This window comes from Stenotrophomonas sp., assembly GCF_032099025.1.
GTDB lineage: Bacteria > Pseudomonadota > Gammaproteobacteria > Xanthomonadales > Xanthomonadaceae > Stenotrophomonas.
In genome coordinates, this window is the sequence record NZ_DAMCID010000009.1 from 151982 (window position 1) to 163968 (window position 11987).

The following is an 11987-nucleotide window of genomic DNA, read 5'->3' on the forward strand; positions in this document are numbered from 1 at the left end:
ATTTCGGCATCGCCAAACTGCTCGACGACGACGAGGCGCGCGCCAACGCGGCGCATCCGCCGACCGAGGCGCGCGCCTTCACCCTGCACTACGCGGCGCCGGAACAGGTGCGCGGCGAGGCGGTGACCACGCTGACCGACGTGTATTCGCTGGGCGTGGTGCTGTTCGAGGTGATCACCGGGCGCAAGCCCTACCGCCTGCGCCGGAACAGCGACGCCGAATGGGAACGCTCGATCCTGGAGGTCAACGCCCCGCGCGCCTCCAGCGTGGTGCTGCGCGGCGAGACCGCCGATGCGCCGCCGACAACGGCCGCGCGCCGCCTGTCCCGCCGTCTGCGCGGCGACCTGGACACCCTGCTGCTCAAGGCACTGCAGAAGGAACCTGCGCAGCGCTACGCCTCGGTGGAGGCGCTGGCGCAGGACCTGCAGCGGTACCTGGAGGGGCGCCCGATCCATGCGCGGCCGCAGCGCACGCTGTACCGCCTGCGCAAGTATCTGGGCCGTCACCGCTGGGGCGTGGCGCTGGGCGCGCTGTGCGTGCTGGCCCTGGCCGCGCTGGCGGTGCTGGCGCTGTGGCAGATGCAGCAGGCGCGGCGCGAGATCGCCCGCGCGCAGGCCATGCAGGACTTCACCATCGGCCTGTTCGACCGTGCCGCCAGCGTGCGCCACGGCAGCTTCGACGTGCGTCAGCTGCTGGCGACCGGCCAGCAGCGCGGCGAAGCCGAGCTGGCCGACCAGCCCCTGCCGCTGGCCGACCTGGAGGGCGTGATCGGGCGCCTGCGCATCGGCATGGGCGACTACCAGCTGGCGCTGCAGACCCTGGACCGCCAGCGTGCGCTGCTGGAGCAGGTGGAGGAGGTTCCGCCCGTGCTGCAGCTGGAAGCGGTGACGCAGCGCGGCCGCGCGCTGCGCATGCTCGGTCGGTCGCGTGAGTGCGTGGCGCACATGACCCCGATGCGGGCCCTGGCGGTGGAACAGCGACAGCTGCTGCCCTCGCAGGTAGCCGAATACCACGCCCAGCTGGGCCGCTGCCAGCAGCTGCTTGGCTACCGCGACGAGGCGCGCGATGCCTTCGGGCTGGCCCTGTCGCTGCGCCGTAGCGTGCTCCACGACGCCACCGGAACCGCGGAGAGCCTGGCCGACCTGGCCGCGCTGGATAACGACGAAGGGCATGCACAGGCGGCGCTGTCCGGGTATCGCCAGGCATTGGCGCTGCTGCAGGCGCGCACCAGCGAACGCCACCCGCAGCGGGTCACGCTGCGCCGCCACCTGGGTGAGACGCTGGCGGCGCAGGGCGACCTGGAGGCCGCCGAACAGACCCTGCACATCGCCTGGTCCGACGCGGTCAGCCTGTATGGCGCCGACCACCCGGAGACGTTGAGCATCCGCCGCCTGCGCGCCAGCCTGGCCCTGCAGCGCGGCGACCTGGCGCAGGCCGAAGCCACGCTGCAGCAGGTGCACCGGTTGACCCTGCGCGCGCTGGGCGACCAGCACCGGGACACCGGCCAGACCTGGCATGCCCTGGGGCGTTCGGCGGTGGAGCGTGGCGACGCCGAGGCGGCGGTGGCCGACTTCGGGCGTGCGGTGGCGATCTGGCGGCAACCGGATTGCGTGGGGCTGCTGCCGCAGGGCCTGTACGACTACGGCAGCGCGCTGGCCGAGGTGGGGCGCTGGCAGGACGCGCTGGCGGCGCTGCGCGAGGGCCGCCAGTGGCAGGCGGCGCAGCGGGGCGACGACGATCCGGAGGTGCAGCGAGCGGACCGCAGGATGGCCGAGATCATTGGCGAGCATGTGGACCCGTGGCAGGCCGGCGACCGCCTGGCTGCCCTGATGCGGCATTCCGCGCGCGGTGGACCGGACGCGGCGTGGCAGCGCAGGACCGTGCAGCTGGCATGGGGCCGCAACCTGGTCCGCATGGGCCAACCGGTGGAGGCGCGGCGTGCGCTGCAGCCGCTCACCCAGGGCGACGCCCAGGACCCGCGCAGCACCCAGCTGCGCTGGCTGGCACGCGCTGCATTGGGTGAGCTGGCCTGCGCCGACACCCCTGCGCGGGGCCGCGAGACGCTGCTGCGCCTGCAGGCCGAGGTGAAGCAGCAGCGCCCGCAGGGCGGCCGGGTGGCGCGGCAGATCGAGCGCGCGCTGCAGGCGTGCCCGGCCGGGGGAACGCTGGCCCGGGCGGGCCAGCCTGAACGCCGCGCCGCCACCACAGCGGCGAATTAACGCAAGCGTGCCTATGATGGCCGGCCCTTTCCTGCCATCGCTGCCTGCATGCAACGACGCGACTTCATCCGCAACGCCTCCCTGGCCCTGGCCGCCATCGGTTTCCCCGCGCTGCCGGCCTGTGCCGCGCAGGGCAGCCAGGTGGGCCTGCGCCGGCTCGGCCAGCCGCAGCCATTCGACTTCGCCACGCTCAAGGGGCAGGCACGCGCGCTGTCCGAGGCGGCCTACAAGAGCCACCGGCGTACCTTGCCGGGGCCGCTGGAGGCACTGGACTGGGACCAGTACCAGTCGATCAGCTACCGCCAGGACCACGCCCTGTGGGCGGACCAGCCCGGTCGCTTCCAGGCGAAGTTCTTCCACCTGGGCCTGTACTTCCATTCGCCGGTGCGCATGTTCGACATCGTCGACGGCAAGGCGCAGGAACTGGCCTACGACCCGGCCGCGTTCGATTACGGCAAGAGCGGCCTGAAAGGCAGCCACCTGCCGGCGGACCTGGGCTTCGCCGGGTTCCGCCTCAACACCCGCCAGGACACCGACCGCGATTTCGCCGCGTTCCTGGGCGCCAGCTACTTCCGTGCGGTCGGCAAGGAAGGCCAGTACGGCCAGTCCGCGCGTGGCCTGGCGATCGACACGGGCATGGGGCGGCCGGAGGAATTCCCGGACTTCATCGCCTACTTCCTGGAGCAGCCGGCGGCCGACTCCAACACGCTGGTGGTGTACGCGCTGCTGGATTCGCCCAGCGTGGCCGGCGCCTACCGCTTTGCCATCACCAATGGCGACGTGCTGCTGATGGACGTGGACGTGGCGCTGTACCCGCGCAAGGCCATCGAGCGGCTGGGGATCGCGCCCTGCACCAGCATGTACCAGGTGGGCGAGAACGACCGCCGCATGGCCTGGGACTGGCGTCCGGAAATCCACGATACCGATGGCCTGTCGATGTGGACCGGTGCGGGCGAGTGGATCTGGCGGCCGCTGTCCAATCCGCGCCAGCTGCGCTTCAACATGTTCGTGGACAACAACCCTCGCGGCTTCGGCCTGCTCCAGCGCGACCGCAACTTCGACCATTACCAGGACGATGGCGTGTTCTACGAGAAGCGCCCGTGCCTGTGGGTGGAGCCGAAGGGGCAGTGGGGCAAGGGCTCGGTGCAGCTGGTGGAAATCCCCACCGTGGACGAGACCTTCGACAACATCGTGGCGTTCTGGAACCCGGAAGCCAAGCCGCAGCCGGGCCAGGAAATGCTGCTGGGCTACCGGCTGTACTGGGGCGCCGAGCCGCCCGCACGGCCGACGCTGGCCCAGGCCGCGGCCACCCGTACCGGCCTGGGCGGCGTGATCGGCAAGAAGCGCGAGTACTTCTCGTGGCGGTTTGCCGTGGACTTCCAGGGTGGCGAACTGGCTGCGCTGATCGACAAGGGCGAGGTGGAAGCCGTGGTGCAGGTCAGCCGTGGCCGCACCGAGACCGTCTCGGCGCGTCCGCTGCGGGAGATCAAGGGCTACCGCGCCATGTTCGACCTGGTCCCGCCGGACGACAGCACCGACCAGATCGACATCCGCCTGTACCTGCGCAGCGGCGGGAAAACCCTGACGGAAACGTGGTTGTACCACTATTCGCCGCCGCCGGTGGGGGCGCCGGAACGAACCCTGTATTGATCAAAGCGGCAATGGGGCCTGCATCGGATCGATGCGGCCCTCGCCGCGGGTGATCTTCTTGAACTCGGCGCGGCTGACCGACACGTACCGTTCGTTGCCGCCGATCTCCACCTGCGGGCCGTCCTGTACCGCGTGGCCGTGTTCGTCCACGCGCACGGTCATGGTGGCCTTCTTGCCGCTGTGGCAGATGGTCTTGATCTCCTGCATCTCGTCGGCCCAGGCCAGCAGGTACTGGCTGCCCTCGAACAGCTCGCCGCGGAAGTCGGTGCGCAGCCCGTAGCACAGCACCGGAATGCGCAGCTGGTCGACCACCTCGCTGAGCTGCCAGACCTGGCTGCGGCTGAGGAACTGCGCCTCGTCCACCAGCACGCAGCCCAACGGCCCGTGGCGGGCGATGTCGTCGCCGATCAGGCGCTCCAGGTCCGTGTCACGGTCGAAAGCCACGCCGTCCGCCTTGAGCCCGATCCGCGAGGCCACCACGCCACGCCCGGCGCGGTCGTCCAGGCGCGGGGTCAGGATCGCCACCCGCATGCCGCGCTCGCGGTAGTTGTGTGCCGACTGCAGCAGGGTGGTGGTCTTGCCGGCGTTCATCGCCGAATAGTAGAAGTAGAGCTTGGCCATGCCGGAATTCTAAACGTCTGCCCGCCTGCCGTGGCCGGCATGAACCGGTTCATCAGCGGAGCGCTCCGCCCGCACCGGCGGCCGCGCCCGGACCCCGTTACAATGCCGCTCCCTGCGCGCGCGGGTTCCACGTCGCGAAGCCACGCAGGGCGTGGCTCTACGGAGAATGCATGCACGGTCTCAATCCTCCCCAACGCGCGGCAGTCCTGCACTGCGAGGGTCCATTGCTGGTGCTCGCGGGCGCGGGCAGCGGCAAGACGCGCGTGATCGTGGAGAAGATCGCCCAGCTGATCGGCACCCGGCGTTACCCGGCGCGGCGGATCGCGGCGATCACCTTCACCAACAAGTCCGCCAAGGAAATGCGCGAGCGTGTGGCCAAGCGGCTGCACGGCACGGATGCGGAGGAAGTGACCATCTGCACCTTCCATGCCCTCGGGTTGAAGTTCCTGCAGATCGAACACGCCGCCGTGGGGCTCAAGCGCGGGTTCTCGATCTTCGATGCCGACGATTCGACCTCGCAGATCAAGGACCTGATGTACGGCGCCAAGCCGGACGACATCGAGGACGTGAAGAACCTGATCTCGCGGGCGAAGAACGCCGGCCTGTCGCCCGAGCAGGCGATGGCGGTGGCGCGCAGCAACCGCGAGAAGGAAGCAGCCAGCGTCTACGAGCGCTACCAGCTGCGTCTTTCGGCGTTCAACGCGGTGGACTTCGACGATCTGATCCGGCTGCCGGTGCAGGTGCTGGAAGAGAACCCGGAGATCGCGCTGGCCTGGCGCGAACGCATCGGCTACCTGCTGGTCGATGAGTGCCAGGACACCAACGACGCACAGTACCGGCTGCTCAAGCAGCTGGCCGGCAGCGTGGGCAACTTCACCTGCGTGGGTGACGACGACCAGTCGATCTACGCCTGGCGCGGCGCCAACCCGGAAAACCTGCAGCAGATGGCGCGCGACTATCCGGCGCTGGAAATCATCAAGCTGGAGCAGAACTACCGCTGCTCCAACCGCGTGCTGCGCGCGGCCAACGCGCTGATCGCCAACAATCCGCACGAGCACCTCAAGAAGCTGTGGAGCGACCAGGCCGACGGCGAGCGCATCCGCGTGTGGGAGTGCCGCAACAGCGAGCACGAGGCGGAAAAAGTCGCGGCCGAGATCTCCTACCTCGCAACGTCCAAGCAGATTCCGTGGAGCGATTTCTGCATCCTGTTCCGCGGCAACTTCCAGTCGCGGCCGCTGGAGAAGGCGCTGCAGCTGGTGCGCGCGCCGTACCACATCACCGGCGGCACAGCGTTCCTGGAACGGCAGGAAGTGAAGGACACGCTGTCGTGGCTGCGCCTGCTGGTGAACCCGGACGACGACACCGCCTTCATGCGTGCGGTGCAGTCGCCCAAGCGCGAAGTGGGCGCAGGCACGCTGGCCAAGCTGGCCGAGCTGGCGTCGGACAAGGACCTGCCGATGGCGCATGCCGCCGAGGCGATCGGCGCGTTGTCGCAGCTGCCGCCGCGCGCGGCCAACGGCCTGAGCCGCTTCACCGACATCCTGCGCGACCTGCGCGCGGAAATGCCGAAGCTCAGTTCGGGTGACCTGGTGCGCAAACTGGTCAAGGACTCCGGGCTGGTGTCGGAACTGCGGGGAGCGTGCAAGGAAGAGTCGGTGTACCAGCGTCGCCTGGGCAACCTGGAAGAACTGGCGCAATGGTTCGAGGGTGGCCCGCGTGGTGCCACCACCGCCGACCTGGCCGCGCAGCTGGCGTTGTTGTCGCGCAACGACAAGGACGATGGCGGCAACCAGGTACGCATGATGACCATGCATGCCTCCAAGGGCCTCGAGTTCCCGTACGTGTTCATCATCGGCTGCGAAGACGGTGTGCTGCCGCACCAGGTCAGCTTGGATGAAGGCAACCTGCAGGAAGAGCGCCGCCTCCTGTACGTGGGCATCACCCGCGCCAAGGTGCAGCTGTGGATGAGCTACAGCAAGCTCACCCGCAAGTTCGGCGAGCATGTGCGGCTCAAGCCCAGCCGCTTCTTCGATGAGATACCGGCCGAGGAAATGCAGCGCGACGGCGCCGACCCGGTGGCCGATGCGGCGCGCAAGAAGGAACGCGCCAGCGCGGGCCTTGCGGCAATCGAGGCGTTGTTCGATTAGCCAGCGCCGACCGGGTGACACCGACTGGGTGGAACACCGACTGGGTAGAGCCGACTGTTAGTCGGCTGCCGTTCGCGCGGGCGTCCAGGAAGAGCAGCCGACTAACAGTCGGCTCTACCCAGTCGGCTCTACCGTCGTCGCCGAGCAGCCTGCACAATCGGCCTATTCCAGCCTGCGAGGGACGCCATGTCCGCCCTGATCCAGACCGACCGCCTGCATCTTCGCCTGATCGATCCCGATCATGATGCCGCCGACATGCTGGCCCTGCTCAACGAGCCCGGCTTCATCCGGCACATCGCCGACCGCGGTGTACGCACCCTGGCGCAGGCACGCGACTACACCGCCGAACGCGTGCTGGGCAGCTACACGCTCAACGGGTTCGGCATGTACGCCATCATCCGGCGCAGCGATGGCGCCTGGCTCGGCAATGCCGGGCTGGTCCGCCGCGACGGCTTGCCGGCACCGGACGTGGGGTATGCGCTGTTGGCGCAGTACGAGGGCAACGGCTACGCGTTCGAAGCCGCGCGCGGGGTGATGCATTACGCGCGCGATGTGCTCGGCCATCCCGATCTGTACGGCATCGTCGCCCCGGAAAACGCCCGCTCCGCCGCGCTGCTGCGCAAGCTGGGCATGGAAGACCGCGGCGATGTGCGTCTGCCATCACCGCGCGACGAAGACGTGCTGCTGCTGTTCGCCACGCCGGGGGCGCCGGCGGTGGTGGGAGCTTGAACGGCTGACGGGTGGCTTCGGGTGGCGTTCAACGCTGGTTGGCCAATGGATACCCGCTAGGGCGCGTGCCGCTCCGTTCGGCATCAACCGCCCAGTTGGGCGCGCAATTCTGCAAGCTGTTCCTGCAGGGCGGCCACCGTGGTTTCCAGCGCCTGTACGCGCGCTTCCAGCGCAGCGTTGCCGCCACCGCCGCTCGCGGGCGCCGACTTGTACTGCTCGGCCAATGCCTGCACGTCCACCGGGCCCGCCAGCAGGTGCATGTAGCGGTCCTCGCGCTGGCCACCGGCGCGCGGCAGCTGCACGGCCAGGCCGCGCTGGATCATGCGCTCCACGTGGTGGCGCAGTTCCTCGGCGTCCTGGAACTGGAACAGGCGGTCGCTGCGCGTCATCAGTTCGTTGACGGTCTGCGGGCCGCGCAGCAGCAGCAGGCCCAGGATGGCCAGCTGCTGGCGGGTCAGGTCCAGCGCGCTGCCGGCACGGTGCTCGTAGCGCTCGGCGCGCGAGGAGAACTGCTGGCGGGCCAGTCCCATCGTCTCCAGCTGGCGCAGCGCATGGTGCACGTCGCCGGTCGACAGCTGCAGCACCGGCTCGCGGGCGGTCTTCTGGTTGGCGGCCACCTGCGCGGCGTTGACCGTGAGCGGGTAGGCGTCCGGCGTGGTCGCCTCCTTCTCGATCAGGCAGCCCAGGGCGCGGGCCTGGGCCGCGCTCAGCACGGGCAGGGCGGGGGTCTGGGTGTCGTCGGTCATGGGGCGCTCCGGGGGTGTTCCAGGGGCGTGCAGCATAGCCGAGCCCCGCGCCGGGCATGAACGCCGACGGCCAAGCCGGTAAACTGGCGCGACTCTGTTGCTGGTGATCCCCATGCGTCGTACCGCTGTTTCCCTGTCCGTGCTTGCCTGTGCCGTGCTGGCGCTGGGTGCGTGCAAGCGCACCGAAACCCCCGCCGAAGCCGCCGCCCCGGCTGCTGCGGCCGCCACTGCCGCACCGACCGCCAGCGCTGATGCCGCCGTCGCGGCCAACGACAACCTCAACGCCGTGTTGTGGATGCAGCGTTCGCAGGAGTACCGGGCGATCACCGAGCAGACCTACCGCGCCGCCGCCGACCATCTGGACAAGGCGCTGAAGGAAGCCAACTGGGACGCCCTGGTGCCGGAAGAGCGCGGCAACGCCGCCAAGGGCCTCAAGCCGGCCGTGGTGCTGGACGTGGACGAGACCGTGCTGGACAACTCGCCCTACCAGGCGCGCCTGGTACGCGACGGCAAGGAATACGACGAGATGAGCTGGGACCAGTGGGTTGCCGAGAAGAAGGCCAAGGCGATTCCGGGCGTGGTCGATTTCGCCAAGGCCGCCAACGCCAAGGGCGTGACCCTGCTGTACATCTCCAACCGCGCCGTGCACCTCAAGGACGCCACGCTGGCCAACCTGCGCGCCGAAGGCCTGCCGGTGGCCGATGACAGCGTCTTCCTGGGCCTGGGCACGGTGGTCAAGGACTGCGAGCAGGCCGGCAGCGAGAAGAACTGCCGCCGCCGCCTGGCGGGCCAGCAGTATCGCGTGCTGATGCAGTTCGGTGACCAGCTGGGCGACTTCGTGGAAGTCACGGCCAACACCAACGATGGCCGCGATGCCCTGCTGCAGCAGTACCACGACTGGTTCGGCGAGCGCTGGTGGATGCTGCCCAACCCGACCTACGGCGGCTTCGAGCCGGCGCAGTTCAACAACGATTACAGCCAGTCGCGCCAGGCCCGCCACGATGCCAAGCGCGCCGCGCTGGATTACGCGCCGTGAGCCGCGCCCCGCTGCCGCTGCGCAAGGACGAACGCCTGATCTTCGCGCTCGACGTGCCCGGGCGCGAGGACGCGCTGGCGTGGGTGGACCGGCTCGGTGATGCGGTGTCCTTCTACAAGATCGGCATGGAGCTGCTCGCCTCGGGCGAGTACTTCCAGGTGCTTGATGCCCTGGCCGCGCGCGACAAGCGCGTGTTCGTCGACCTGAAGTTCTTCGATATCCCCGCCACCGCCGCCGCGGTGATCAAGCGGCTGTCGCAGTGGCCGGTCAGCTACGCCACCATCCACGGCTGGCACCCGGCCATGATGGAGGCCTGCGCGGCGGCCAACAGCAGCGACATGCGGCTGCTGGCGGTGACCGTGCTGACCTCGATGGGCCGTGAGGACCTGCGTGGCATGGGCATCGACCGCGAACCGGTGGATGTCGTGGTCGAGCGCGCGCTGGCCGCACAGGCCGCCGGCATCGACGGCGTCATCGCATCGGGCCAGGAAGCGGGGCCGATCCGGGCCGCCACCGGGGCCGGTTTCTCGATCGTGTGCCCGGGCATCCGTCCGGGGGGGCCGGTCGGCGACGACCAGAAGCGCACGGTCGGCGTGGCCCAGGCCTTCGCCGACGGTGCCGACGCCATCGTCGTGGGCCGCCCGATCCGCCTGGCCAGTGACCCGCGCGCCGCCGCCGAGGCGATCCAGGCCGAGATCCGCAGCGCCCTGCGCTGATCGGCGGAGCGCGCGCCGCGCATCGGGACGGAACCCCGTCCCGGTGTTGGCATGCGCCCGTACGCAGAAACGAAACCATCAATCGCTGTCGCCGCGCCCGCCCCGTTGAAACGGGATGCACGCCGCAGTCGATCCGCTTCCTTTGCCGTCGAATCAACCTGGCACGCGCCACCGGCTGCGTGCCTGTTGTTTCCACTCACTGCAAAGGAGGTGCTGCATGCGTATCCGTTATCCGTCGGCCTGGTGTGTCGGCCTGATGTTGTCCACCCTGCCGCTGTCCGCCATGGCCACCCCACCGCTGGATGGCCATGCACCGCGCATCATCGGCGGCAGCGATGCCCAGCCGGGGCAGTACCCGTTCGTCGCCAGCCTGCAGCAGCTGGGCCGCGGCGACTCGGACCACGCCCGGCACTGGTGCGGGGGCACCTTGATCTCACCGTCGTGGGTACTCACCGCGGCCCATTGCGTCGATGGCCAGGCACCGGCCGGCTTCAGCGTGCTGGTCGGCCAGACCACGCTGGAGACCACCCCACGCCGCCGCGTGTCCAACGTGAAGGCCATCCACGTGCACCCGGCGTTCAACGCGGGCGACCTCACCAACGACGTGGCGCTGATCCAGCTCAAGCGCCCCATCACCCGCGCCGAACCGGCCGATCCGCAGCTGGGCGGCGACAGTTCCTACCTGCGGCCCGGGCGCAGGTTCACCGTGATCGGCTGGGGCGTGACCGGCCAGCCGGACGCCGGGCTGCCGACCGTGCTGCAGACGGTGCAGGTGCCGTTCGTGCCGTTCAACACCTGCCGTGAGGCCTATCCGGGGGTACAGGCCGGTACCGTGATCTGCGCCGGCGCCGAAGGCCTGGACAGCTGCCAGGGCGATTCCGGCGGGCCGCTGATGGTGCAGCGGGGCGGTCGCTGGACCGTGCTGGGCACGGTCAGCTGGGGCGAGGGCTGCGCGCAGGCCGGGGCGCCGGGCGTGTATGCACGCTTGTCCAGCGGCTACGTGCGCGATTTCCTCCAGGCGACCTGGATGCGCGACTGAAAAACCCGTAAAAACAACACCTTGCCGGTCACGCCGGCGAGGTGTTGCCGCGGGCGGTCGCGCCACTGGCTTGCTGCTTCGCAGCGCAGGCCGCAAGATGCGGACCGGTCCGGGGAGTCCGAATTCATGTCCATGCCGTTGATGCCGGGGCGCTACCGACCCTGGGTGCTGTCGCTGTCGCTCTGTGGACTGGTGTTGCTGGCGGGGTGCAAGCGCGACCGGATCGATCCGGATGCGCCCGCCGCCGAGCCGGTAGCTGCCCTGCAGCAGCTGGTGCGCCATGTGGCCGACAACGACCTGCTCGGCTATGCCCGCGCGTCAGTGCCACCGGCGCAGTACGCACGGCTGCAGGCCGCCTGGGCCGAGGGGCACAGCCGTTGGCCACTCACCGATCTGCCCCTGGATGGCCAGTTGCTGCCCATGATGGCGGCGCTGTCCGCCGCCGATGCGCCGAAGCGCCTGCAGCGTTCATTCGACGCGCAGATCGCGGGCCAGGCCACCGGCGTACGCCAGGCCGCCCATTCCATGGGTCTGTTCGGTGTTCAGTACCTGCGCAACCAGACCGACTACAGCGAGGCGGAGCGCGCCCATTACAGCCAGGTCGTGGACGTGCTCAGCCGCTGGGCCGCCGCCGCACCGCTGACCGACAAGCAGCGCGCCAGGACCACCATCACCCTGCTCACCGCGACCGCGCGCACCAGCGGCCTGTCCACCGACGCGCAGCTGCAGGCCGCGGGCATGGAGGACAGCCTGCGCCGCCTGGCGCCGTTCGCCAAGGCGTTCAAGACCGCGCTGGCCAGCTATGGCCTCTCGCTGGATGCGGCCCTCACCGGGCTGCGTGGCGAACTGGTCTCCCAGCAGGGCGACAGCGCCGTGGTGAGGATCCAGTACCCCTTGGCGGGTGAGCAGATCGAGGCCCAGGTGCGCATGACGCGTCGCGATGGGCACTGGTACCTGGCGCGCACCCTGGAGGAGACCGACGCGCTGCTGCAGGCGGGCGACGCCGCCACGGCCGCTGCGGCCGCGCAAGCTGAACATGACGCCCTGCAGGCCGCCGAAGCAGATGCCGCTGCAGCCGTCAAGG

Annotated in this window: 10 protein-coding genes; 8 read left to right on the plus strand and 2 right to left on the minus strand. The window is 69.7% G+C overall.

Going from position 1 to position 11987, the window contains the following annotated elements; translation table 11 throughout:
- Both RT456_RS08725 and RT456_RS08730 read left to right on the plus strand, forming a co-directional pair.
- Positions 1 to 2219 (plus strand): tetratricopeptide repeat-containing protein kinase family protein (locus RT456_RS08725; protein ID WP_313345223.1); only part of this gene is annotated, 2219 nt, incomplete at its 5' end.
- Positions 2220 to 2267: 48 nt separating this feature from the next.
- Positions 2268 to 3869, plus strand: coding sequence for a glucan biosynthesis protein D (locus RT456_RS08730; RefSeq protein WP_313345225.1), 1602 nt, complete (start codon positions 2268 to 2270; stop codon positions 3867 to 3869).
- On the opposite strand, the gene RT456_RS08735 is transcribed toward RT456_RS08730, so the two are convergent.
- The gene (locus RT456_RS08735; RefSeq protein ID WP_313345228.1) at positions 3870 to 4490 is read right to left on the minus strand and encodes a thymidine kinase; all 621 of its coding nucleotides are present in this window, start codon (positions 4488 to 4490) and stop codon (positions 3870 to 3872) included.
- Between the two features lie 170 nt (positions 4491 to 4660).
- Between RT456_RS08735 and RT456_RS08740 the strand changes: the two genes are divergently transcribed.
- Complete coding sequence (locus RT456_RS08740) at positions 4661 to 6637, plus strand: UvrD-helicase domain-containing protein (RefSeq protein WP_313345231.1); 1977 nt, start codon at positions 4661 to 4663, stop codon at positions 6635 to 6637.
- A 186-nt stretch (positions 6638 to 6823) separates the two neighbouring features.
- On the plus strand, positions 6824 to 7366 hold the full coding sequence (locus RT456_RS08745; RefSeq protein ID WP_313345234.1) for a GNAT family N-acetyltransferase: 543 nt from the start codon (positions 6824 to 6826) through the stop codon (positions 7364 to 7366).
- Positions 7367 to 7449: 83 nt separating this feature from the next.
- On the opposite strand, the gene RT456_RS08750 is transcribed toward RT456_RS08745, so the two are convergent.
- The gene (locus RT456_RS08750; protein WP_313345236.1) at positions 7450 to 8112 is read right to left on the minus strand and encodes a DUF480 domain-containing protein; all 663 of its coding nucleotides are present in this window, start codon (positions 8110 to 8112) and stop codon (positions 7450 to 7452) included.
- Between the two features lie 103 nt (positions 8113 to 8215).
- Here RT456_RS08750 and RT456_RS08755 point away from each other — a divergent pair, with 103 nt between their 5' ends.
- The 4 genes from RT456_RS08755 to RT456_RS08770 form a co-directional block, all read left to right on the plus strand.
- Positions 8216 to 9148, plus strand: coding sequence for a 5'-nucleotidase, lipoprotein e(P4) family (locus tag RT456_RS08755; RefSeq protein WP_313345271.1), 933 nt, complete (start codon positions 8216 to 8218; stop codon positions 9146 to 9148).
- Entirely contained in the window at positions 9145 to 9864 is a 720-nt protein-coding gene (pyrF, locus tag RT456_RS08760) for an orotidine-5'-phosphate decarboxylase (RefSeq protein ID WP_313345240.1), read from the plus strand. Before RT456_RS08755 ends, pyrF begins: the two co-directional genes overlap by 4 nt.
- A 217-nt stretch (positions 9865 to 10081) precedes the next feature.
- Positions 10082 to 10903, plus strand: coding sequence for a serine protease (locus RT456_RS08765; protein WP_313345243.1), 822 nt, complete (start codon positions 10082 to 10084; stop codon positions 10901 to 10903).
- Between the two features lie 126 nt (positions 10904 to 11029).
- Positions 11030 to 11987: hypothetical protein (locus tag RT456_RS08770; protein WP_313345245.1), on the plus strand; the 958-nt coding region annotated here is incomplete at its 3' end.